Genomic DNA, 22,941 nt, shown 5'->3' with positions numbered 1-22,941 from the left:
CACCTCCCCGGAGACGGCCCGACCAGGCTACGCCCGGCGCGCGCGAGGACCTTGGCGCATCGTCAACTGTCACCGGGTGACTAACCGGACACGCCGGACGCGGCGCGCCTCCCCAGGACCCCCTCCGGCCGTTCCTACCATGCTGAGGTGGCGCGGGTCCTACCCCTCGCGCGCGCAGCACTCATGATTCGACTCGACAACGCCACCAAGGTCTACAAGCGGGGCGCCCGTCCCGCGCTCGACTCCGTCTCCGTGGAGATCGAGCGCGGCGACTTCGTGTTCCTCGTCGGCTCCTCGGGCTCCGGCAAGTCGACGTTCCTCAAGCTGATCCTGCGCGAGGAGCGCCCCACCGGCGGCGACATCTACGTCGCCGGCCGTCACCTCAACAAGCTCTCCGCCTGGCGCGTGCCGCACCTGCGCCGCGAGATCGGCGCCGTCTTCCAGGACTTCCGCCTGCTGCCGAACAAGACCGTCTACCAGAACGTGGCCTTCGCGCTTCAGGTGATCGGCAAGAACCGCCATCACATCCAGTCGACCGTGCCCGAGATGCTCGAGCTGGTGGGCCTGTCGGGCAAGGAGCGGCGCATGCCGCACGAGCTCTCGGGCGGCGAGCAGCAGCGCGTCGCGATCGCGCGCGCCTTCGTCAACCACCCGCCGATCCTGCTGTGCGACGAGCCCACCGGAAACCTCGACCCGGGCACGTCCGTCGGAATCATGCGGCTCCTGGACCGCATCAACCGCACGGGCACCACGGTGCTCATGGCGACGCACGACGACGAGATCGTCGACCAGATGCGCAAGCGCGTGATCGAGCTGCGCGGCGGCGAGCTGGTCCGTGACCAGGACCGCGGCGTCTACGGGCTGGAGCGCGTGTGAGGCTCCGGTTCATCTTCGGCGAGGTCTTCAACGGCCTCCGCCGCAACACGACCATGGCGCTGTCCGTGGTGCTCGTGACCTTCGTGTCGCTCATGTTCGTCGGCGCGGCCGCGCTCACGCAGATGCAGATCGACCAGCTCAAGGACGACTGGTACGGCAAGGTCGAGATCTCGATCTTCCTGTGCCCCGAGAGCTCCCGGAACGAGCAGTGCGCCGAGGGGTCCGTCACGGTCGCCCAGGAGGAGGACATCCGCGCGGTGCTCGAGGACGGCGCGCTCCAGGACCTCGTCCAGAAGGTCTACTACGAGTCGCGCGACGAGGCGTACGAGAAGTTCGTCGCGAACGACGACCAGGGGATCTGGTCCTCGCTCACGCCCGAGCAGATGCAGCCCAGCTTCCGCGTCAAGCTCGCCGACCCCGAGAAGTACCAGGTGGTGGCCGATGCCACGGAGGGACTCCCCGGCGTCGACGTGGTCCGCGACCAGCGTGAGATCTTCTCCGAGCTGTTCCGCTTCCTCAACGCCGCGACCATCATCGCGGCGGCGCTCGCGGCCGTCATGCTCGTCGCGGCCATGCTGCTCATCACCACGACCATCCGGCTCAGCGCGCTCAGCAGGCGCCGCGAGACCCAGATCATGAGGATGGTCGGCTCGTCGCGTTCGCTCATCCAGATGCCGTTCATGCTCGAGGGGGCCGTCGCCGCGACCGCCGGCGCGCTGCTCGCGATCGGCGGGCTGTTCTTCGGCGTGCGCTACATGATCGACGACTGGCTGAAGAGCTCGGTCACCTGGGTCCAGTACATCGGCACCTCGGACGTGTGGAACGTCGCGCCGTGGCTGCTGGTCATCGCCGTCGGGCTGGCCGCCGTGGCCTCGCTCGTGACGCTCGGGAGGTACACCCGCGCATGAGACGTCTTCGCGCACCGCTCATCGCCGCGACGGCCACGATGCTGGTCGCGCTCGTCACGGGCACCGTCGTGTCCGGCGCGGGCGCCGAGTCCGGCGTCCGCTACGCGTCGAGCTACGACGACGACATCGAGCGGGCCAAGGACCAGCAGGCGGACTACGACCAGGAGCTCGAGGACCTCGAGGCCGCGCTCGAGGACACGAGCGCCGAGATCGTCGAGGCTGCGAAGCGGCTCAAGGCGTCCCAGGCCAAGCTCCCCGCGGCCCAGGAGGCTCTCGACGAGGCCAACGAGAAGGTCGACGAGGCGCTGCTGCAGCAGAAGCTCACCGCCGACAAGCTCGCGGCGGCGGAGGCGCAGGACCAGGCCATCAGCGACCAGATCGAGGCGGACGAGGAGCGCATCCTCGAGCTCGAGGAGATCGTCGCCGCCCTCGCACGGGCGCAGTACCAGGGTGTGGGCGACGACGAGGCGCTCGGCCTGGTCTTCGGCGCCAGCACATCGCAGGAGTTCATCGACAAGTTCGCGGCCGAGCACAACGCGTCGCGGGTCCAGACCAACGCGCTCGCCGACGTCGAGGAGATCGCGGCGGTCAACCGCAACCGCGGTGCGCGGCAGGAGGCCGTCCGCGAGTACATCGTCGAGCTCAAGGCGGAGGCCGACGCCCTCGTCGTCGAGACGGAGCGCCTGCAGAAGAAGGCCGAGGAGAAGAAGGCCGCGCTCGAGGAGCTCATCGCTGAGCAGGAGGCCATCAAGGCGGAGCTCGAGGAGAAGAAGGCCGAGGAGCTCGAGAAGCAGCGCAAGCTCGAGGCCAAGCAGGAGGCCGTCCGCGACCAGATCAAGAACCTCGTCAAGAAGAAGCTCGCCGAGGAGGAGGCCGCGCGCAAGGCCGCCGAGGAGGCCGCGCGCAAGGCGGCAGAGGAGGCGGCGAGGAAGGCGGCCGAGGAGGAGGCGGCTCGGAAGGCCGCCGAGGAGGCCGCGTCGGGAGGCGGCTCGTCCAGCTCGGGCGGCTCCTCCAGCTCGGGAGGCTCGTCGAGCTCAGGCGGGTCGAGCTCCGGCGGGTCGACCTCGACCTCGACCAAGGGCGTCCTCGGCTGGCCCTCGCCGTACCACGTCGTGACGTCGAGCTACGGGATGCGCTTCCACCCGATCCTTCACTACTGGCGCCTTCACGCCGGCACCGACATCCGCGCCTACTGCGGCACCCCGATCTACGCCGCGCGCGCCGGGCAGGTCCAGTGGGCCACCTGGCAGGGCGGGCTCGGCAACTCGGTGCTCGTCGACCACGGCTACTACAACGGCAAGTCGCTCATGAGCAGCTACAACCACCTGTCGAGCTACGCCGTGAGCTACGGCCAGTACGTCACCAAGGGCCAGCTGCTCGGCTACTCGGGCAACACGGGCACCTCGGCCGCGTGCCACCTCCACTTCGAGGTGTACATCAACGGCGACACCACCGACCCGATGAAGTACATCGGCTGAGCCGTCCGAGCGGGCCGGTAGACTGGTGGGCCGTGCCCGGTCCCGGGCTGTCCGAGCCGATGAGGAGGTGAGCGATGGCTGACGCCATCAAGGTGATCGCGACCAACCGCGCCGCGCGCCACGACTTCTTCATCGACGACGTCCTCGAGGCGGGCATCGTGCTCACCGGCACCGAGGTGAAGTCGCTCCGTCAGGGCCGCGCCGTGATCGGCGACGGTTACATCTACATCGACGGCGGCGAGGCCTGGGCGGAGAACATCCACATCCCCGAGTACTCGCAGGGCACGTGGACCAACCACGCGCCCAAGCGCAAGCGCAAGCTCCTCCTGCACACGCACGAGATCGAGGATCTCCAGCAGCGCACCCGCGAGAAGGGTCACACGATCATCCCGCTGCGCCTGTACTTCCTGGACGGCCGCGCCAAGCTCGAGATCGGCGTCGCGCGAGGCAAGAAGCAGCACGACAAGCGCCAGGCCCTGCGCGAGAAGCAGGACAAGCGGGAGGCCGAGCGGACCTTCGGCACCCAGCGCGGCATCAACCGCTGACGCGGGGACGATGCGCGCGTCCGGTCTCCGGGGCGCCTGCGGCTTCGGCATGATGGGCCCATGGCCCGCATCGTCCGCATCCTGCTGTCCGCCCTGCTAGCCGCCCTGGTGCCCGCGACGGCGCACGCGGCCGCGCCCGACGGCGGCCGCAGCGTCCAGCGGTGGGACGCGATCTACGCGGTGCAGCCGGACGGCTCCGCCGACGTGACCGTCGAGATCGACTTCGACTTCGGGAACGACCCGGGCCACGGGCCGTACTGGACGCTGCCCGTCCGCCAGGGCTACGACGACACCTACGACCGTGTCTACGACGTCACCGACGTCGACGCCTCGTCGCCGAGCGGCGCCCCGGCGAACGTCTACCTCGAGGAGGGCGACGACTGGCTGGTGGTCCGCGTGGGCGACGAGGGCATCGACGACGTCGCCGGCGTCCAGACCTACGTGCTGACGTACACCGTCCACGACGTCATGAACTCGACCGACGCCGGCGACGAGTTCTACTGGAACGCGATCGGCGACTCGTGGGGGACGCCCATCTCCGACATCTCTGTGACGGTGACGGACGATGCGGATGTCACCGACACGAGGTGCTTCGCGGGGCCCGTGGGCGGCACGGCGGCCTGCGACTCGGCGACGTCCTCCGGCGGCCAGGCGGAGTTCACGCAGTCCGCGCTGGAGCCGGGAGAGCCCATGTCCGTCGCGGTCGCCTACCCCGCGGGGACGCATGCGACGGAGCCGGTGCTGCGGGAGAGCAACGAGCTCGCGCACGCGTTCAGCATCAACGGCTGGACGGTCGGCGGCTTCCTCCTCATCCTCCTGAGCGGCCTTGCGCTGGTGGTGCGCCGGATCCGCAACGCGGGCGCCGACCTCGAGTACGCCGACTTCACGCCGGGCGTGGGCCCGGCCGGGGGAGAGGCCGCCGCGGTGCGCAAGCGCGACAAGCGCGCACCCGTCGCGGTGGCCTTCGCCCCGCCGGACGGGTTGCGACCCGGGCAGCTGGGCACGCTCGTCGACGAGAAGGCCGACGTCCGCGACGTCACGGCGACGATGGTCGACCTCGCGGTGCGCGGCTACCTGGTGATCGAGGCGCTCGAGGGTGACGACTACGCGCTGGTGAAGCAGCGCGACGCGGACGATGCGCTGTACCCCTACGAGCAGATGCTCTTCGACGCGATGTTCGAGGGGCGCGACCGCGTCACGCTCGGCGACCTCAAGACCACGTTCCACGCGGACCTCGCGAAGGTCCAGGCGCAGCTCTACCGGAACGTCACCAACGCCGGTTGGTTCCGCTCGAACCCGACTCACGCGCGCGGCGCGTGGGCCGGCGCGGGGATCGCGCTGGTGGTCGCCGGGGTGTTCGCGACGATCGCGGCGGCGGTGCTCGGCACCTCGATCGCGCTCATCCCCGTCGCCCTGGTGCTGGTGGGCCTGGTGGTGCTCGCGACCACCGCCGTCGCACCGGCGCGCACGCCCGAGGGCAGCCGCGTGCTCGCGCAGACGCGCGGCTTCGAGCTCTACCTGCGCACCGCGGAGGCGGAGCAGCTGCGCTTCGAGGAGGGCCACGACCTCTTCAGCCGTTACCTGCCCTACGCGATCGCCTTCGGGGACGCGGAGCAGTGGTCCAAGAAGTTCGAGCAGCTCGCGGCCCAGGGCGTGAGGCTCGCGGAGCCCACCTGGTATCGCGGCTACGGCTTCGGCTACGGGCTGTTCTGGGCGCATGCGGCAGGCTTCGGGCACCGCATGAGCGAGTTCACGGCGATGGCCGATGCGGCGATCAGCGCGCCCACTCCCGGCAGCTCGGGCGGGTCCGGCTTCTCGAGCGGCGGGGGCTTCTCCGGCGGTGGCGGCGGGGGAGGCGGCGGCGGGGGCTGGTGACCCGCGCATCGTTCCCGGGGCGCCCGGCTCCCCGGGAAGACGAGAAGGCCCGCACCCCCGAGGGGATGCGGGCCTTCTGCGCGTCCGAGGGCGTCAGGCCTTGGCGGCCTCCGCCTCGTCCTCCGCGTGCGGCACGGGGTGCTCGCGCTCGAGCGCGGAGCCCTCGACGTCCACGTTGGGCAGGATCTTGTCGAGCCAGCCGGGCAGCCACCAGGCCTTCTCGCCCACGAGGTGCATGAGCGACGGCACGATGACCATGCGGACCACGAAGGCGTCGAACAGCACGCCCATCGCGAGGCCGAAGCCCATCGGGCGGATCAGCGCGATGTGCGAGAACACGAAGCCGCCGAACACCGAGACCATGATGATCGCGGCGGCCGTGACGACCGCGCGGCCGTGGCGCAGGCCTGCGACCACGGAGCGGCGCGCGTCCATGCCGTGGACGTAGGCCTCGCGCATGCCGGTGGTGAGGAACAGCTGGTAGTCCATCGCGAGGCCGAACAGGACGCCCGTGAGGATGATCGGCAGGAAGCTGAGGATCGGACCCGGGTCGTGCACGCCGAAGAGCGAGCCGAGCCAGCCCCACTGGAACACCGCGGTCACCACGCCGAAGGCCGCGAACAGCGACAGCACGAAGCCGAGCGTCGCGATGAGCGGCACGATCAGCGAGCGGAACACCACCACCAGGATGATGATCGACAGGCCGACCACGATCGCGAGGTAGAGCGGCAGCGCCTCGTCCAGCTTCTGCGAGACGTCGATGTTGCCGGATGCCTCGCCGGCGACGCCGATGACGGTGCCGTCCTCGAGCGGGGAGAGCTCGCGGAGGTCCTCGACCAGCTGCACGGTCGACTCGCTGCCCGGGCCCTCCTTGGGGATGACCTGGAACGCGAGGAAGCCGTTGTCCTCGGAGGCTCCCGCAGGGGCCACGGCCGAGACGTCGTCGTTCTCCATGAGGACGGTGACGACGTCGGCCTGGGCCGCGAGCAGCTCCTCGTCGGCGACGGCCTCGGGCAGCTCCGCCGTGACGAGCAGCGTGCCGTTGACGCCTTCGCCGAACTTCTCGTCCACGGTCTTGTACGCGATGTACTGCGTGGAGTCGGTGGGCTCCTGGGTGCCGTCGGGAAGGCCCAGGCGCATCGACAGCGCGGGGATCGCGATGATGAGCAGCGCGACCACGGCGCCGAAGAAGCGCAGCAGCGCGAAGCCGGTGCGCATCGGCTCGATGGGCGCCTCGGCGTGCTCGGCGGCGCCGCGGGTCTCGCGGGCCTTCCTGCCGAGGACGCGGTGGCCGATGAGGCCCAGCACCGCGGGGGTCAGGGTCACGGCGACCAGCACCGCGATGCCGACGCCGAACGCGCCGACGGTGCCCATGATCCCGAGGAACGGGATGCCCGTGATGTTGAGCGCGAGCAGCGCCACGATGACGGTCGAGCCCGCGAAGACCACCGCGTTGCCGGACGTGCCGTTCGCGAGGCCGATGGACTCGTGGAGGTCCATCCCGCGCGTGTACTGCTGGCGGTGGCGGTTGACGATGAACAGCGAGTAGTCGATGCCGACCGCGAGGGCGAGCATCACGCCCAGCACGGGGGTGACCGAGGACATCTCGACCACACCGGAGAAGGCGAGCGCGGTGGCGACGCCGACGCCGACGCCGAGCACCGACGTGACGATCGGCATGAGGGCGGGCCAGATCGCGCGCATCATCACCATGAGGACCACGAACGCGAGCAGCACGCCGATGACCTCGCCCGCACCCATGACGCCCTCGACCGAGGTCGCGATGTCGGCGGAGAAGTTCACCGTGAGACCCTCGGGGGTCGCGGCACGGACGTCCGCGATGACCGCGTCCTTGTCCTCCTGGACCACCTCGTAGACGTTCGTGTCGAACTGGATGAGGCCGAGCGCGGTCGTGCCGTCCTCCGAGACCGACCGGATGTTCGCCGCGGCCTCCGCGACCTCGGCGCCGGTCGCGAGCTGCGCCTCCTGCGCCTCGAGCTCCGCGAGGCCGGCGGTGATCTGCTCCTGGCCGGCCTCGATCTCCGCCTGGCTCGACTCGAGCTCGGCGAGGCTCTCGTCGAGCATCTGCTGGTTCGCGTCGATCTCCGCCTGGGCGGCCTCGAACTGCGCCGCGGCGAGCTCGTAGGCTCCCGCGTCCTTCGCCTGCTGGATCTCGGCGTCGAGCTGGGCCTGCCCGGCGTCGAGCTGCTCCTGCGCGGCCTCGAGCTCGGGGAGGGCGGCGTCGATCTGCGCCTGGCCGGCGTCGAGCTGGGCCTGGGCCTCCTCGAGCTGCGCACGACCGTCGGCGATCTGCTGCGGCGCGGCCTCGAGCTGAGCGGTCTGCTCCTCGAGCTGCTGCTGCGTGGCGAACGGGTCGATCACGCCGGTGACGGAGCCGGTCTGCTCGGCGGCGGCGGCGAGCGCGTCGCTCACCTGCTGCTTCTGCTCGTCGGTGAAGGGCTCGCCGCTCTCGGTCTGGAAGACCGCGCGCGAGGACCCGCCGGCGAGCTCAGGGATCTCCTCTGTGAGCTGGTCGGTGACCTTCTCGGTCTCGAGCCCAGGGATGGAGAAGCTGTCGGTCAGGGTGCCGCCGAAGGCGAGGAAGCCGCCGGCGGCGACGGCGAGCGTGACGATCCACGCCAGGATCGCCACGATCGGCCGCATCGCCGACGCGCGGCCGATGCGGTAGAGGAGGTGCGCCACAGGGGGAGCCTTTCTCATCGGGTTACCGGGGAAGGGCGACGATGCCCGGCGCTGCGGCCGCGCGGGAGGGGTCCCGGGCCGGTGTCGCGCCTGCGGTCAGTGTAGGACACATCGGACTGTTTTTCGACAACTGTTGGTTATCTGTTGGTGAACGGCGTGTCGAGGTGCCACAATCGCGGCGTGGACGCACGCATCGCCAGGACCCGTCGGCGCCTCCAGGAGGCGCTGGTCGAGCTCGCGCGCGAGCGCGGCGTCGACGAGGTGTCGGTGAGCGACATCGCCGCACGGGCCGGCGTCAACCGCAGCACGTTCTACCAGCACTACTCCGACAAGGAGACGCTGCTCGCGGACGCGCTCGACGTGGTCGCCGGGGACGCGGAGGCGGGCCTCGACGGGCTGGTGCTCGGCGACGCGCCGCCCGCGCCGCTCGTCACCTTCCTCGAGCACGTCGAGGTCCACGCGGACCTCTACCACCGCGTCTTCACCGAACCCGGCTACGGCGCGGTGCTCACGCGCCTCAGGGCGCGCAGCCGGCAGGCCATCCGCGGGCTCGCGCCCGAGGTCGACGAGCTCGTGCGCAAGGAGCTCCCCGTCGACGTGGTCGCGGCCGGGATGACCGGCCTGGTGCTCGGCGTCATGGGCGAGTGGCTCGCGATGGAGGACCGCCCGCCCGCGGCGGTCGCCGCGGCCTGGATCTGGAGCATCGTGCTCGGTCTCCCGGGGCTGGGTGAGCGCGCCGAGGCTTGAGGCCGGAACGGCGGCTTGGGCGGTGTCGGACCTCCCGGTAGAATGGACGTACAACTGCACAGGGGATGATCGGTTTCGACGTGTGTTTACTTCCGGAGGGAAGCGGGCCGAGAACGCAGAGTTATCTCGTAAACGACCTCTGCAACCTATAGGTGCCGATTCCAAGCGCACCGACTTCGCCCTCGCTGCCTAAGCGAGCGCCATGAAGTCCGTCAGCCCAGGGGCGTTCCCGACCTGGATCCTGGCGTCGACTAGGGAACTTGCTTCAGCCCTTCGTCATCGGGGGCTGCGGGACTCTTAGATGACTGGGCCCGCTCACCACCTGCCTGATGGTGGGTGAGGGGCCGAGAAAACCTTCTTCAGGCTGCGCCCGGAGAAGACTTCGGTTTGGACATGCGGACCCGGGTTCGATTCCCGGCATCTCCACTTCTGCGAAAGCCCTCGACGCCCGTGCGGCGCCGGGGGCTTTCGCGCGCCCGCTCCGCGTCGGCGTCTCTGCCGCTGGCCGCCCTCGGAGGTGCTCAGTGCCCGAAAACCGTGATTCCGGGCACTGAGCACCTCGCAGCGAGCATCGAGCGCGGACGAGACTCGTCCCGCGGTACGCAAGGGCTGGCTCTTGCCCCGTCTCACTAGGCTCGGAGCATGACGGCGGCGATCCTCGCGACCCTGCTCGGGCTCGTCGCGCTGGGATGGAGCGCGGACCGGTTCGTCTCCGGCGCCTCCGCCGTCGCCACCCACCTCGGGATGGCGCCCCTGCTGGTCGGCATGGTCGTGGTGGGCTTCGGCACGTCCGCGCCCGAGCTCGTGGTCTCGGCCTTCGCCTCGGCCGACGGCAACCCCGAGATCGCGCTCGGCAACGCGCTCGGCTCCAACATCGCGAACATCGGGCTCATCCTCGGCACCACCGCGATCCTCGTGCCGGTGGTGGTCCATCGCGGCGTGCTGAGCCGCGAGCTGCCGATCCTCGTGGGCGCCACCGTGCTGCTCGCGGCGGTCATGCTCGACGGGCGCATCTCCCGGATCGACGCCGCCGTGCTCGTCGCGGCGCTCGGCGCGCAGCTCCTCTGGTCGATCCGCGCGGGGACCCGGCGCCGTGCGCCGGGGGAGCCCGAGGACGAGCTCGCGATCGAGGTCGAGGAGCGCGAGCGCGCGGCCGGCATGTCCCGCCGCGCGGCGTGGGCATGGACCGTCGGCGGCATCGTGCTCCTGGTGGCGGCGTCGCGCGTGCTGGTCTGGGGCGCGGTCCAGATCGCGGACCGGCTGGGCTGGTCCGACCTGGTGATCGGCCTCACGGTCGTCGCGATCGGCACGTCGGCACCCGAGCTCGCTGCCGCGATCGCCGCCGCACGGCGGCGCGCGACCGAGCTGGTGCTGGGCAACGTCATCGGCTCCAACCTGTTCAACACGCTCGCCGTCGTGGGCCTCGCGGGCCTCATCGCCCCGTCCGCGGTCGAGCCCCAGGCGCTGTCCCGCGATCTGCCCGTGCTGCTCGCCATGACGCTCGCGATGCTCGTCATGGGATTCCGGCCGGGCGGACACGGACGCATCAACCGCTACGAGGGGGGTGCGCTGCTCGCCGCGTGGATCGCGTACACCGCCCTGCTGCTCGCGACCGCGGGCGGCTGAGCGCCCTGCATCCCCCGGACGGCCCGAGCAAGGTCCCCGCCGGGACCTCCGTACCTGCTCGGAGGCCGGATCGCCCCGTACCTTCGAGACGTGCTGACTCTCCCCGAAACCGTCGACGTCCATGCGAAGGCCGCGCACGCCAAGGCGCAGCTCGCGCGCACCCCGCTGCGGCTCATCGTCTCCGCGATGCTCGCGGGCATGTGGATCGGCGTGGGAGACGTCCTCATGTGGTCGGCCGCGGGGCCGCTGCACGTCGCCGGCGACCCCATGGAGAAGCTCGTCGCGGGAAGCGTGTTCGCGGCCGCGCTCACCATCGTTGTCTTCGCCGGCTCCGAGCTCGCGACCAGCGCGATGATGATCCTCCCGCTCGGCGCGGTCCGCCGGACCATCTCCTGGTTCAAGGCGGCGGGCGTGCTCCTCGGGATCTTCTTCTCGAACATGCTGGGCGCGTTCGCGTTCTCGTGGGTGATCATCCAGACCGGGGTGCTCGGCCACGGCGCGGCCGGGGAGTTCGCCGCGGACACCCTCGCGGGCAAGATCTCGCACACCCCGTCCGAGCTCTTCTGGCGGGGCGTCATGTGCAACGTGCTCGTGTGCGTCGCGATCTGGGCCGCCGCCCGGCTCAAGAACGAGGTCGCGAAGGCCGTCATCATCTTCTGGGGCGTGCTCGCCTTCATCGCCTCGGGCTTCGAGCACGTGGTCGCCAACATGACCACCTTCGGGCTCGGCCTGCTGAGCGGAGGCGACGTCACCTGGGCGGACTTCGGCACCAACATGGCCTTCGTCGGACTGGGCAACCTGGTGGGCGGCGCGATCGTCATCGGGCTCGCGTACGCCTTCGTGGCGGGCAAGGCCCGCGCGGACGATGCGACGCTCGCGTCCGAGCCCGACGAGGAGCCCGAGCCTGTGATCGCGAACGCCGAGGCGGACTTCGCGGCGTCCTCCGCCCGCTAGCGTCCCATAGCGACGCGCTCGGGGCAGTCGAACGGGTCGCGCGCCGCGAGGCCCACGCGGTTGAGGTAGCGCACCACGATCGCGTAGGACTCGACCAGCGACGTCTCCGTGTACGGCACGCCCAGCGTCGCGCAGTGCTCGCGCACGATCTCCCTGGCACGCGCCAGATGCGGCCGCGCCATCGACGGGAACAGGTGGTGCTCGATCTGGAAGTTGAGCCCGCCCATGAGGATCGACATCGCCCAGCCGCCGCGGATGTTGCGGCTGGTGAGGACCTGCTTGGACAGGAAGTCCATCCTGGCGTCCGCGGGCACGATCATCATGCCCTTGTGGTTGGGTGCGAACGACGCTCCCATGTACACGCCGAAGACGGCCATCTGGACGCCCATGAAGGCGAAGGCCATGCCGAGCGGCAGCATCCAGAACACCGGCACCAGCACGAGCCCGAAGTGCAGCGCGATCGCCGGCAGCTCGATCCAGCGCTGGCGGCGCGTCCCGGAGCGCACCAGGTCCGCCACCGAGCGGTAGTGGAGGTTGAGCCCCTCGAGCGTGAGGAGCGGGAAGAACAGCCACCCCTGGTGCCGGGTGATCCAGCGCAGCGGGCCTCGGGCCTGAGCGGCGTCCTCCTCGAGGAACGAGATCGTGTCCTTCTCGATGTCGGGGTCCTTGCCGACCTTGTTGGGGTTGCCGTGGTGCCGCGTGTGCTTGCTCATCCACCACTGGTGGCTGATGCCCACGATCACGGTGCTGAGGATCCTCCCCAGGCGGTCGTTGGCGGGGCCCGAGGCGAGCACGGTGCGGTGCGAGGCCTCGTGTCCGAGGAACGCCACCTGCGTGAGGACCACGCCGAGCGCCGCCGCGATGAGCAGCTGGAACCACGAGTCGCCGAGCAGCACGAAGCCGGTGACGACTCCGCCCAGCGCGAGCGCGAGGACACCGGCGTAGACGCCGTAGAACACGTACGCGCGCCGCATGAGGCCCGTCTCGCGCACCGTCGCGGACAGCTCCGCGAAGGTCGACGTCATGTTGTTGAGGGGGAACGATGCGGGCTGCTGCGGTGCGGACATGCCTCTCCGAGGGGTGGGGGACGACTTCCCAGCCGAGTCGAGGGCGTGCGCCCGTGATGCGGATGACGCCACCCTACGCGACCGTAGGTTAGGGCGCGAGGGGTTCGTGACGAATGTCGCTCCGTGAGCGTGCGCGGGTCAGCCGCCGACCGTGATGCGGATCTTCGAACCCCACGGGTCGTCCACCGTGACGGTGCGGCCGTCGTCCGCGACGGCGGCGCGGCGGTGGGCGAGCCGCTCGCGCAGCGCGCCGAGGTCCTCCGCGGTCGGCAGCACGATGTCCATGGTGCCCAGCCCCAGCGAGGCGGCGCGCGGTCCCGCGCCGCGCGAGTTCCAGGTGTTGAGGCCGATGTGGTGGTGGTAGCCGCCGGCGGACACGAACAGCGCGCTGCCCATGTCGAGCACCTCGTCGAAGCCCAGGGTGCCGACGTAGAAGTCCTTCGCCGTCGGGATGTCGCCCACCTGGAGGTGCACGTGGCCCACGCTCGCGGCGGCCGCGGGCACGGCGACCTCGGACTCGACGAGGTGGGTGGTGAGGAAGCCGTCGACGTCGATGTGCTCGGTGCCCATGAGGGGGCGCCCGGCGGCGTCGCGTCGCCAGGCCTCGCGGGGGCGGTCGAAGTAGAGCTCGACGCCGTTGCCCTCCGGGTCGTCGAAGTAGAAGGCCTCGCTCACCAGGTGGTCGGCGGCTCCGGTGTACGAGCCGGGGGCGGCCTGCGCCACGCGCAGCACCGCCGCGGCGAGGCCCTCGCGGGAGTCGAAGAGCACGGCGGTGTGGAACAGGCCGGCGCCGCGGCGGTCGAAGCGGGGGAGGCCTCGGGTCGGGGTGAGCACCACCGTCTCGACGTCGCCGCGGCCGAGCACGTGACGCGCGCCGTCGACGCGGATCTGCTCGAGCGCGAGCACGTCGCGGTAGTACGCGAGCATCCGGTCGAGGTCCTCGACGTGCAGCTCGACGGGCCCCATGGTGGTCCCGGCGGCGATGCGGTTCTGCTCCGACATCGTGACTCCGTTCCTTCGAATCGCAAATGGTTGTAGCGTTAACTATATGGGAGGGAGGGCGGTGCATGCCACCCCTCCGCCCCGCGTACGAGCGACATGCCTGGAAGCGTGGCGATACGCTGAGGCGTGACCAACGTCCAGGCCCCGGCGCTGTCGTTGCGCGGACTCACCAAGCGCTTCGGCCGCACGCTCGCGGTTGATCGGATCGACCTCGACATCCCCGCCGGGTCCTTCTACGGCGTCGTGGGGCCGAACGGCGCGGGCAAGACCACCACGCTGTCGATGGCGACCGGCCTGCTGCAGCCTGATGCGGGCGGCGTCGCGGTGCTCGGCGTCGACCTGTGGTCCTCCCCGGAGGTCGCCAAGCCGCTGCTCGGCGTGCTGCCCGACGGGCTCCACACGTTCGACCGGCTCACCGGCGGAGAGCTGATCTCCTACGCGGGCCGCTTGCGGGGCCTCGACAAGGAGACCGTCCGGAGGCGCCGCGACGACCTCCTCGCGGCCCTCGACCTCGAGGACGCGGGGCGCACGCTCGTCATGGACTACTCGGCGGGCATGACCAAGAAGATCGGGCTCGCGTGCGCGCTCGTGCACGCTCCGCGCGTGCTGGTGCTCGACGAGCCTTTCGAGGCGGTCGACCCCGTCTCGGCCGGCGCGATCCGCGGCATCCTCGAGTCCTTCGTGGGTACCGGCGGGACGGTCGTGCTGTCGTCGCATGTGATGGCGCTGGTCGAGCGGCTGTGCGATCACGTCGCGGTGGTCGGCGGCGGGCGCGTGCTCGCCGCAGGGACGCTCGACGAGGTCCGCGGCGGCGCGGACGACCTCGAGGGCAGGTTCGTCGAGCTGGTCGGCGACGGCCGCGAGCAGCGGGACCTCACGTGGTTGCGGCTGTCGTAGGCGTCCGGCTGCGCACCGCGTGGCACCTCGTGCGGCGCGAGTGGTGGCGCGGCGTCGTGGCGGGGCTGGGCCTGCTGTGGATGCTCGTGATGCTGCCCTGGCTCATCTGGGGCCAGGCGGTGCTCGCCGACCAGGGCGCATCGGTGCGCGGCGACCTGCTGGTCGCGGCGGTCGCGATCCTCACGCTCGGCTGGGTGGTGGTCCCGCTGGTCCTGTCGGGGCTGGACGACACGCTCGACCCGTCGCGCTTCCGCGCGCTCGGCGTGTCCGCGCGGACCATCATGCCGGGGATCACGGTCGCGGCGTTCCTCACGCTGCCCGCGCTGTTCGTCGGGGGAGCGCTCGGCATCCTCGGCCTGTCGTGGCGCGCGAGCGGAGGAGCGGTGCTCGCCGTCGCCATCGCGGGGCTCGCGCTCGCTCACGGCTGCCTCGTGCTCGCCGCGCGGGTGAGCGCCGCCTGGGGCGCGCGCGTGCTGTCGTCGCGGCGGGCCAAGCTCGCGACGTTCACGGCGCTCGCCTGCGCGCTCGCCGCGGCCGCGCCGGTCGCCTACGTGCTGTTCCGCGACGGCCTGACCGCGGTCATCGAGGCGGACCTCGATCCGCTCCTCGCGCGGCTCGGCGGCACGCCGCTCGGCGCCGGGGTCGCGGCGCCCGAGCGCGCGGCGGCCGGCGACTGGTGGGGCGCCGCATGGAGGCTCGGGCTCCAGGCCGGATGGCTCGTGCTCCTCCACGCGGCCTGGCGCGACACCGTCGCCCATCAGCTCGTGTCGCCGCTGGGGCGCGGGGGCGGCGCGCAGCGCCGCCACGACCGGATCCTCGAGCCCGTCCGCACGCTGATCCACCCGCGCGACCCCGCGACCGCCGCGGTCCACGCACGCCTGATCCGCGCGTGGGTGAGCGACCCCCGCTACCTCGCGTCGCTCGCGGGCGTGCTGCTGCTTCCCGTGACCTTCTTCGCGCTCGTGGTCCCCGTCTTCGATCTCGACCGCCGCTGGGCCTACGTGGTGCCGGTGGTGCTCGCGGCCACCATCGGCTGGGGGCGTCACAACGACGTCGCCTTCGACTCGACCGCGCTGTGGCTCGACCTGGTGTCCGGTCGCCTCGGGCAGGCGGTGATGCGCGGCCGGCTCGCGGCCTCGGCGTCGTGGGCCCTGCCGCTCATCCTCGTCACCGCGCTCGCGGTGATCGCCTGGGCCGGGCGCTGGGACCACGCGCCGGGGCTGCTCGGCGCATGCATCGGCGTGCTGGGCGTGAGCCTCGGGGTCGCCGCCGTGAGCGGCGTGGTCATCCCGTACCGGGCCCCGGCGCCCGGGGCGAGCCCGTTCGGCTCGGAGGTCGGCGCCGTGGGCGCCGGGCTGGTCGCGCAGCTCGCGTCCTCCGCGGTGCTCGCCGTGCTCGTCCCGCTGGTGCTGCTGCCGTTCGTGCTGTCGCTCACCGTGGCCCCGGCGTGGGGCTGGGTCGCGTGCGTCGTGGGAGCGGTCGCCGGCGTCGCGGGATACGCGGGAGGGGTGAGGGGAGCGGGGGCGATCTACGACCGTCGCGCCGGCGCCCTGCTCGCCGCGGTCGCCTGATGCCGCGCGCCGAACCTCGCCGCTGCGCGCCGCGGGCGCGCGTACGATGGGCGGCATGAGCGAGACCCTTGAGCCGATGACGCAGCCCCAGGGCGGCACCTCGACCATCGAGCGGACCGACACGCAGGAGCTGGTCGAGCCCGGTGATGCGGAGCGCTTCGCGCACTACGTCAAGAAGGAGAAGATCCTCGAGTCCGCGATGTCCGGCGAGCCCGTCATCGCGCTGTGCGGCAAGGTGTGGGTGCCCGGCCGCGACCCGAACCGCTTCCCGGTGTGCCCCGCGTGCAAGGAGATCCTCGACGCGGCCTTCGGCTCCGACGACGACGAGTAGCGGCCCATACGCGTCCCCGCGCCGTACGCTGGAGCGGTGAGCACCCAGGAGCGTCTCGATCCCCGCACCGGGACCGCCGCGCGCGTGCGCGAGCCCTGGGTGACCGTCGTGTGGAACGATCCGGTCAACCTCATGAGCTACGTCACCCGCGTGTTCCAGGAGTACTTCGGCCTCGCTCGCGCCGATGCGGAGGCGCGCATGCGCGAGGTGCACGAGAACGGCCGGTCGGTCCTGTCCAGCGGGAGCCGCGAGCAGATGGAGGTGCACGTGCAGGCGATGCACTCCTACGGGCTGTGGGCGACGCTCGAGCGGGGCGACGGGTGAGGGCGTTCGTCGCGCGCGACGGTGCCGCCGTGGCCACGCTCGACGAGGAGGAGCGCCTGGTGATCGCGCGCATCGTCGCCGACGTCGGGCTGCTCCTGGGGGCCGAGTCCTTCGGCGCGGAGCACCACTCGACGCTTCCGCATCGCGAGGACCTCGCCGAGAGCCTGCGCTTCCTCGAGGACCTCGACGATGCTCCGGTCGAGCCGGACGACCCCGCGCTCCTGCGCCTGCTCCCCAACGCCTCGCCGCGGGACCGCGACGTCTCCGACGAGTTCCGCCGGCTCACCGAGGAGGAGCTCCGGAGCACCAAGATCGCGCGCCTGCGCCGCATGTGGGACGAGCTCAGCGCGGACGGCACGGAGTGGGTGATCCCCGCGGAGCACGTCATGGCGACCGCGGCCGCGCTCACCGACGTCCGGCTGGTCGTCGCCTCGAGGCTGGGGCTCGAGAGCGACCAGGACGCCGAGGCGCTTCACGCCGAGCTCTCCCGCGCGGCGGAGGCCGCCGACCGCGGCGTGCCCGTCGACGCCGACATCGATCCCGAGCGCATGTGGCTCGGGATGCTCTACGACGCCCTCACGTGGCTCCAGGAGTCCCTGGTCTCCGTGACGCTAGGAGGACACGCATGAACGACGCGCCCATCGGCGTGTTCGACTCCGGGGTGGGCGGGCTCACCGTCGCCCGCGCCATCATGGACACGATGCCGCACGAGTCGGTGCACTACGTCGGCGACACCGCGCACGGGCCGTACGGCCCGCTCGGGATCGCCGAGGTCCGCAGGCACGCGCTCGACATCATGGACGCGCTGGTCGCGGACGGGGTGAAGACCCTGGTGATCGCGTGCAACACGGCCTCTGCGGCGGTGCTGCGCGACGCGCGCGAGCGCTTCTCACGCGAGCGGGGCATCCCGGTGGTCGAGGTGATCCTGCCGGCCGCACGGCGCGCCGCCGCGCTCTCGCGCTCGCGACACGTGGGCGTGATCGGCACGGTCGCGACGGTGACCTCGGGAGCGTACGAGGACGCCCTCGCGGGCGCTCCCGACCTCACCATCACCAGCCAGGCGTGCCCGCGCTTCGTCGAGCTGGTCGAGGCGGGCGAGACATCGGGGCAGGAGGTGGTCCGCGTGGCGCGCGAGTACCTCGCGCCGCTGCAGGAGGCCGGTGTCGACACGCTGATCCTCGGCTGCACGCACTATCCGCTGCTCGCAGGCGCGCTGTCCTACGTGATGGGCCCGGAGGTCACGCTCGTCGACTCCGCGTCCGAGACCGCGCGCGACGTCTACCGCGTGCTCGCGGCCAACGGGCTCGAGCGGGGCACGCATGCGCCGCCGGTCCACAAGTTCTACGCGACCGGTCCGCGGGATCGCTTCGAGGCGCTCGCGCAGCGCTTCCTCGGCCCCGTGGTCACGCAGGTCGAGCCGCTTCCCACGGTGGAGGCGGCGCAGTGAGGCTGACGATCGTGGGCTGCGCCGGCTCGACCGCCGGCCCCGACACCCCCGCGTCCTGCTACCTGGTCGAGGCGGACGATGCTGACGGGCGCACGTGGCGCATCGTCCTCGATCTCGGCTCCGGGGCGATCGGCCCGCTGCAGCGCTACTGCGACCCGGCGCGCGTCGATGCGGTCGTGGTGTCGCACGGGCATCCCGACCACTGCGCCGACCTCGCCGCGCTGTCGGTGCTCCGGCGCTACGGCCCGGCGGCCGACGACGACCTCCCGCCGCTGCCCCTGTACGGGCCCGAGGGGCTCGACCAGCGCATCGTCCAGATCGCCGGCTCCGAGGACCTCACCGCGGTCGCGACGTACGACTTCACGGCGGTCGGGGACGGCGACACCGCCGCGATCGGGCCGTTCTCGCTCACGTTCGGCCGCGCCTGGCACCCCGTCCCCGCGGTCGCGATGCGCATCTCCGGCCCCTCCGCGATCGCCGAGGGCGCCGCGACGCTGGTGTTCACCGGTGACACCGACCGGTGCGACGAGGTGCTCGGCCTCGCGCGGGGCTGCGACGTGCTCCTCGCCGAGGCCGGCTGGGGCCATTCGCGCGTCAACGCGGAGGGCATCCACATGAACGGCACGCAGGCGGGCACGCTCGCACGCGATGCGGGCGCCGCGGAGCTCATCGTCACCCACATCGCCTCGTGGGTGGACCCGGGCGGCACGCTCGAGCTCGCCTCGGTCGCGTACGGCGCCCCTGTCACGCACGCGGTCCCGGGCGAGACCCACGTCCTCTGAGCGCGGATAGGCTCGTCACCATGACTGTGACTCGTGCCGACGGCCGCACCCCCGACCAGCTCCGCCCCATCACCTTCGAGCGAGGCTTCCAGCGCAGCGCCGAGGGCTCGTGCCTCGTGACGTTCGGCGGGACCCGCGTGCTGTGCTCGGCCTCCTTCACCGAGGGCGTGCCGCGCTGGAAGAAGGGCTCCGGCGAGGGCTGGGTCACCGCGGAGTACGCGATGCTCCCGCGCGCCACCAACACCCGCAACGACCGCGAGTCGGTGCGCGGCAAGATCGGCGGCCGCACCATGGAGATCAGCCGCCTCATCGGCCGCTCGCTGCGCGCGATCATCGACGTCAAGGCGCTCGGTGAGAACACCATCGTGCTCGACTGCGACGTGCTCGACGCCGACGGCGGCACCCGCACCGCCGCGATCACGGGCGCCTACGTGGCGCTCGCGGACGCGATCGCGTGGGGCAAGGCCAACGGCGCGATCAAGCCCGGCGCGAAGCCGCTCACCGGATCCGTCTCGGCGATCTCGGTCGGCATCATCGACGGCGTGCCCATGCTCGACCTGCCCTACGTCGAGGACGTGCGCGCCGAGACCGACATGAACGTGGTGATGACCGGCACCGGCGGCTTCGTGGAGGTCCAGGGCACCGCCGAGGGCGCCCCGTTCTCCAAGGACGAGCTCGACGCGCTGCTCGCGCTCGCGACGGCCGGCAACGCCGAGATCGCGACGCTTCAGGCCGCGGCGCTCGAGGGCTGACCATGGCGCGCCTCGCCATCGCGACCCACAACGCCCACAAGGTCGACGAGATCTGGGCGATCCTCGCCCCGGCGCTGCCGGGCCTCACCAGGGACGATGTCGCGTCCGCCAAGGAGCTCGGCGCCCCGAGCCCGGTCGAGGACGGGACCACCTTCTCCGAGAACGCGCTCATCAAGGCGCGCGCGCTCGCGACCGCGACCGGGCTGCCCGCGATCGCCGACGACTCGGGCATCGCGGTCGCCGTCATGGGCGGCGCGCCCGGCATCTTCTCCGCGCTCTGGAGCGGCCGCCACGGCGCCGACCGCGAGAACCTCGACCTGCTGCTCGCCCAGATGGCCGACATCCCCGACGCCCACCGCGGGGCCGCCTTCGTGTGCGCCGCGGTGCTCGTGACCCCGGACGGCCGCGAGGTGGTCTGCGAGGGCGTGGTCGAGGGCGAGCTCCTGCGCGAGCCCGCGGGGGAGGGCGGCTTCGGTTACGACCCCATCTTCCGCGCGCACGGCGAGACGGTGTCGAACGCCGAGCTCACCGCCGAGCGCAAGAACGCCATCAGCCACCGAGGCGCGGCGTTCCGCGCGCTCGCTCCTCGGGTCGCCGAGGTGCTCGAGGCCTGACCCCCCGGTCGGGACAGTGAGCATCGGTCGGGAGGTGCCTGACGGCCCTCCCGGGACGCCCAGGTCCGATGTCCTCCCGGACCACCTGGCTCCGGGCCTGCGTGCCGTCTTCTGCGGCACCGCGCCCGGGCTGGCCTCGGCCGCGCGCGGGCACTACTACGCGGGACCCGGGAACCGGTTCTGGGACTACCTGGGCGAGGCGGGCATCGTGCCCGTCCCGCTGGGCCCCGAGGACGATGCGCGCGTGCTCGAGCACGGCATCGGCCTCACCGACCTGGTGAAGACCATGGCGCAGAGCCATGACCGCGGGCTGCCCTACGACGTCCCTGCGCTCGCCGCGAAGGTGGCCGAGCATCGTCCGGCGTGGGTGGCCTTCACGTCCAAGGAGGCCGGCACCCAGGCGGCGCGCTGGCTCGGGCGGCCTCGGCCGGGCCTGGGCGCGCAGGGGTGGACGTTCGAGGGCGCGCGGGTGTTCGTGCTGCCGAGCCCGAGCGGGCGCAACCAGGGGCGCGCCTCGTATGACGGGCGTCCGACCAGGCTCGAGTGGTGGGCGGAGGTGGGCGCGCTGCTGCGCGAGGTCAGGCGCGACGCCGGGCGCGAGATCAGGTGAGCGCGCCGCAGTGCGCGAGCGCCTGGCGCAGCAGCACATGCTGGCCGCCGGCCATCTCCGAGGCGATCTCGTCGCTCGCGGCCTCCTCCGGCGTGAGCCAGGTGAGGTCCAGCGCCCCCTGCTGGGGCTCGCAGTGGCCCTCGACGGCCACGACGTAGACGAGCGCGACCGCGTGCTGGCGCGAGTCGTGGAACGGGGTCACGCCCTTGGTCGGGAAGTACTCGGCCACGGCGAGCGGCGTGGGGGACATGGGGACCTGAGGCATCGCCGCGAGGCCGAGGTCCTTCTCCATGTTGCGCACGATCGCGTCGCGGATCCGCTCGTGATACAGCACGCGACCAGCGACGATGGCCCGCGATATGCCGCCGTCGAAGGCGCGCAGGAGCAGGCCCACCTCGGTGACCTCGCCCATGGGATTAATCCGGACGGGCACCACGTTGACGTAGACCAGCGGAAGCTCGGAGCGCACGTGCTCGAGCTCTCGGTCGGACAGCCATCCGGTGGGTTCGTCGGGGAGCTCGGCCATGTCGGTCATGAGTCTTTTCTACCGTGTGGCCGCGCGTGAGCCGTCATCCGCGCCGACCCATGACAACCTGGATACCGGAAGCCCCGTTCAGGCGGGCATGCTAGGATACCCCCCGGGGTATACGCACCCAAGAGAGGAAGCAATGGCAACGATCGAGCTGACCACCGACACCTTCGACGAGACCGTGAGCAAGGACGGCATCGTCCTCGTGGACTTCTGGGCGGAGTGGTGCGGCCCGTGCAAGCGCTTCGCGCCCATCTTCGAGCAGTCCTCGACCGTGAAGCCCGAGATCGTGCACGCCAAGGTCGACACCGAGGAGCACCAGGAGCTCAGCGTCAAGTACGGCATCACCGCCATCCCGACGCTCATGGCCTTCCGTGACGGCATCATGGTCTTCAACCAGGCGGGCGCGCTGCCCGGCCCGGCGCTCGAGCAGCTGATCGGCGCCGTCGAGGGCCTCGACATGGACGAGGTCCGCGCCAAGATCGCCGAGCACGAGTCCGCGCAGGGCTAGTCGTCTTCGCAGGGCCCGGTCCTTCCCTCCGGGGAGGGCCGGGCCTTTCGCGTGCCCGGCGCCGGCAGGGCGGGCGCGTCAGACGGTTCGCGACGCGACGAGGGCGACGATGCCGAGCGTGATCACCGCGGCAGCGGCGACGATGCCCAGGGTCCGGACCGTGCGCGGCGACACGCGCGCGCCGATGACGGTGCCCGCGATCGCGAGGCCGGCCTGCCACAGCAGCGAGCCGAGGCCTGCCGCGACCACGAAGACGGCGGGACCCGCCGAGGCCGTCGTCACGGTGGTGACCACCCCCGCGAGGGCGAGGAAGTACACCACGGTGGCGGGGTTGAGGGCCGTCAGCGCCACGAAGCGCGCGTAGACCCGGAACGGGCGGCCCGGGACCACCTCGCCGGCGGCGGGGGGCGGCCGGCGCGCGCCGCGAAGCAGCATGAGCCCGATGCCGATGATGACGAGGCCCGACACGAACGCGATCATCTTGCTCCACGGCGCGAGCGCCTCCGCCGCGGCGGCGCCGAAGGCCACCGCGACCGCGCAGTAGACCAGGTCCACGGTGGCGACCCCGCCGGCAGCGCCGAGCCCGGTGCGCAGCCCTCCCACCATCGACTCGCGCAGGATGAGCACGCCGATCGCGCCGAGCGGCATCGCGACCGCGAGGCCCGCGACGTAGCCCGCCGCGGCGAGCGTGAGGAGGTCGTGGGTCACGGCGCCATTGTGGGGCGCACCTGCCCGGACGCGGAAGACCCCGCGCCGGGCGGGCCGGTGCGGGGTCGATGCGTGCGCGAGGGG

24 protein-coding genes and 1 other RNA gene are annotated in these 22,941 nt (G+C 71.8%); 20 read left to right on the top strand and 5 right to left on the bottom strand.

Going from position 1 to position 22,941, the window contains the following annotated elements; genetic code table 11:
* Positions 1 to 183 precede the first annotated feature (183 nt).
* The 5 genes from ftsE to TR42_RS08630 all read left to right on the top strand — a co-directional run bounded on the left by ftsE (position 184) and on the right by TR42_RS08630 (position 5,682).
* Complete coding sequence (gene ftsE, locus TR42_RS08650; protein ID WP_042214963.1) at positions 184 to 876, top strand: cell division ATP-binding protein FtsE; 693 nt, start codon at positions 184 to 186, stop codon at positions 874 to 876.
* Positions 873 to 1,784 carry a permease-like cell division protein FtsX gene (ftsX, locus tag TR42_RS08645; protein ID WP_042214962.1) on the top strand — a complete coding sequence of 304 codons (912 nt, stop codon included), beginning with the start codon at positions 873 to 875 and terminating at the stop codon, positions 1,782 to 1,784. Before ftsE ends, ftsX begins: the two co-directional genes overlap by 4 nt.
* On the top strand, positions 1,781 to 3,262 hold the full coding sequence (locus tag TR42_RS08640) for a M23 family metallopeptidase (RefSeq protein WP_052405869.1): 1,482 nt from the start codon (positions 1,781 to 1,783) through the stop codon (positions 3,260 to 3,262). Before ftsX ends, TR42_RS08640 begins: the two co-directional genes overlap by 4 nt.
* A 74-nt stretch (positions 3,263 to 3,336) precedes the next feature.
* On the top strand, positions 3,337 to 3,807 hold the full coding sequence (gene smpB / locus TR42_RS08635) for an SsrA-binding protein SmpB (protein WP_042214960.1): 471 nt from the start codon (positions 3,337 to 3,339) through the stop codon (positions 3,805 to 3,807).
* Between the two features lie 60 nt (positions 3,808 to 3,867).
* Positions 3,868 to 5,682 (top strand): DUF2207 domain-containing protein, encoded by a 1,815-nt coding sequence (locus TR42_RS08630; protein WP_042214958.1) that lies wholly within the window; start codon positions 3,868 to 3,870, stop codon positions 5,680 to 5,682.
* A 93-nt stretch (positions 5,683 to 5,775) separates the two neighbouring features.
* Here the strand turns inward: TR42_RS08630 and TR42_RS08625 are convergent, their stop codons facing one another.
* Entirely contained in the window at positions 5,776 to 8,385 is a 2,610-nt protein-coding gene (locus TR42_RS08625; protein WP_042214957.1) for an MMPL family transporter, read from the bottom strand.
* Between the two features lie 180 nt (positions 8,386 to 8,565).
* On the opposite strand from TR42_RS08625, the gene TR42_RS08620 reads away from it, so the two are divergent.
* The 4 genes from TR42_RS08620 to TR42_RS08610 all read left to right on the top strand — a co-directional run bounded on the left by TR42_RS08620 (position 8,566) and on the right by TR42_RS08610 (position 11,712).
* A complete protein-coding gene (locus tag TR42_RS08620; RefSeq protein ID WP_042214954.1) occupies positions 8,566 to 9,132 on the top strand; it encodes a TetR/AcrR family transcriptional regulator in 567 nt (188 codons plus the stop codon).
* A gap of 61 nt (positions 9,133 to 9,193) precedes the next feature.
* Positions 9,194 to 9,561, top strand: a transfer-messenger RNA (tmRNA) gene (gene ssrA, locus TR42_RS14620).
* A gap of 213 nt (positions 9,562 to 9,774) precedes the next feature.
* Positions 9,775 to 10,758: a calcium/sodium antiporter gene (locus TR42_RS08615; RefSeq protein ID WP_042214953.1), complete on the top strand. Its 984-nt coding sequence runs from the start codon at positions 9,775 to 9,777 to the stop codon at positions 10,756 to 10,758.
* Between the two features lie 90 nt (positions 10,759 to 10,848).
* Entirely contained in the window at positions 10,849 to 11,712 is an 864-nt protein-coding gene (locus TR42_RS08610; protein WP_074789289.1) for a formate/nitrite transporter family protein, read from the top strand.
* Here TR42_RS08610 and TR42_RS08605 read toward each other — a convergent pair.
* Both TR42_RS08605 and TR42_RS08600 read right to left on the bottom strand, forming a co-directional pair.
* The gene (locus TR42_RS08605; protein ID WP_042214952.1) at positions 11,709 to 12,779 is read right to left on the bottom strand and encodes a fatty acid desaturase family protein; all 1,071 of its coding nucleotides are present in this window, start codon (positions 12,777 to 12,779) and stop codon (positions 11,709 to 11,711) included. The two genes, TR42_RS08610 and TR42_RS08605, sit on opposite strands and share 4 nt — an antisense overlap.
* Before the next feature lie 138 nt (positions 12,780 to 12,917).
* Positions 12,918 to 13,781, bottom strand: a complete 864-nt coding sequence (locus tag TR42_RS08600) for a VOC family protein (protein ID WP_042214950.1) — start codon at positions 13,779 to 13,781, stop codon at positions 12,918 to 12,920.
* A gap of 126 nt (positions 13,782 to 13,907) precedes the next feature.
* On the opposite strand from TR42_RS08600, the gene TR42_RS08595 reads away from it, so the two are divergent.
* The 10 genes from TR42_RS08595 to TR42_RS08550 all read left to right on the top strand — a co-directional run bounded on the left by TR42_RS08595 (position 13,908) and on the right by TR42_RS08550 (position 21,109).
* Positions 13,908 to 14,678, top strand: a complete 771-nt coding sequence (locus TR42_RS08595; RefSeq protein WP_042214949.1) for an ABC transporter ATP-binding protein — start codon at positions 13,908 to 13,910, stop codon at positions 14,676 to 14,678.
* Positions 14,660 to 16,249, top strand: a complete 1,590-nt coding sequence (locus tag TR42_RS08590; protein ID WP_042214947.1) for a hypothetical protein — start codon at positions 14,660 to 14,662, stop codon at positions 16,247 to 16,249. The genes TR42_RS08595 and TR42_RS08590 overlap by 19 nt, the downstream gene beginning before the upstream one ends.
* A gap of 76 nt (positions 16,250 to 16,325) precedes the next feature.
* On the top strand, positions 16,326 to 16,580 hold the full coding sequence (locus TR42_RS08585) for a DUF3039 domain-containing protein (protein ID WP_425305729.1): 255 nt from the start codon (positions 16,326 to 16,328) through the stop codon (positions 16,578 to 16,580).
* Positions 16,581 to 16,616: 36 nt separating this feature from the next.
* A complete protein-coding gene (gene clpS, locus TR42_RS08580; protein ID WP_042214944.1) occupies positions 16,617 to 16,904 on the top strand; it encodes an ATP-dependent Clp protease adapter ClpS in 288 nt (95 codons plus the stop codon).
* A gap of 29 nt (positions 16,905 to 16,933) precedes the next feature.
* Positions 16,934 to 17,533, top strand: a complete 600-nt coding sequence (locus tag TR42_RS08575) for a DUF2017 family protein (RefSeq protein ID WP_236623411.1) — start codon at positions 16,934 to 16,936, stop codon at positions 17,531 to 17,533.
* Positions 17,530 to 18,351 carry a glutamate racemase gene (gene murI, locus TR42_RS08570; protein ID WP_042214940.1) on the top strand — a complete coding sequence of 274 codons (822 nt, stop codon included), beginning with the start codon at positions 17,530 to 17,532 and terminating at the stop codon, positions 18,349 to 18,351. The genes TR42_RS08575 and murI overlap by 4 nt, the downstream gene beginning before the upstream one ends.
* A complete protein-coding gene (locus tag TR42_RS08565; RefSeq protein ID WP_042214938.1) occupies positions 18,348 to 19,133 on the top strand; it encodes an MBL fold metallo-hydrolase in 786 nt (261 codons plus the stop codon). Before murI ends, TR42_RS08565 begins: the two co-directional genes overlap by 4 nt.
* Positions 19,134 to 19,153: 20 nt before the next feature.
* Positions 19,154 to 19,885, top strand: a complete 732-nt coding sequence (rph, locus tag TR42_RS08560) for a ribonuclease PH (protein WP_074789286.1) — start codon at positions 19,154 to 19,156, stop codon at positions 19,883 to 19,885.
* A gap of 2 nt (positions 19,886 to 19,887) precedes the next feature.
* Positions 19,888 to 20,499 carry an RdgB/HAM1 family non-canonical purine NTP pyrophosphatase gene (gene rdgB / locus TR42_RS08555; protein ID WP_042214936.1) on the top strand — a complete coding sequence of 204 codons (612 nt, stop codon included), beginning with the start codon at positions 19,888 to 19,890 and terminating at the stop codon, positions 20,497 to 20,499.
* A gap of 34 nt (positions 20,500 to 20,533) precedes the next feature.
* Entirely contained in the window at positions 20,534 to 21,109 is a 576-nt protein-coding gene (locus tag TR42_RS08550; RefSeq protein WP_042214935.1) for a mismatch-specific DNA-glycosylase, read from the top strand.
* On the opposite strand, the gene TR42_RS08545 is transcribed toward TR42_RS08550, so the two are convergent.
* On the bottom strand, positions 21,102 to 21,644 hold the full coding sequence (locus TR42_RS08545; protein WP_143058924.1) for a DUF4916 domain-containing protein: 543 nt from the start codon (positions 21,642 to 21,644) through the stop codon (positions 21,102 to 21,104). The two genes, TR42_RS08550 and TR42_RS08545, sit on opposite strands and share 8 nt — an antisense overlap.
* Positions 21,645 to 21,777: 133 nt before the next feature.
* Between TR42_RS08545 and trxA the strand changes: the two genes are divergently transcribed.
* Positions 21,778 to 22,149: a thioredoxin gene (trxA, locus tag TR42_RS08540; protein WP_042214933.1), complete on the top strand. Its 372-nt coding sequence runs from the start codon at positions 21,778 to 21,780 to the stop codon at positions 22,147 to 22,149.
* Positions 22,150 to 22,227: 78 nt separating this feature from the next.
* Here the strand turns inward: trxA and TR42_RS08535 are convergent, their stop codons facing one another.
* Positions 22,228 to 22,857: a LysE family translocator gene (locus TR42_RS08535; RefSeq protein ID WP_042214931.1), complete on the bottom strand. Its 630-nt coding sequence runs from the start codon at positions 22,855 to 22,857 to the stop codon at positions 22,228 to 22,230.
* Positions 22,858 to 22,941: the final 84 nt, after the last annotated feature.

The organism is Demequina mangrovi (genome assembly GCF_000759715.1).
GTDB lineage: Bacteria > Actinomycetota > Actinomycetes > Actinomycetales > Demequinaceae > Demequina > Demequina mangrovi.
Note: the sequence above shows the minus strand (reverse complement) of the source record. Positions and strands in the feature narration are given on the sequence as shown.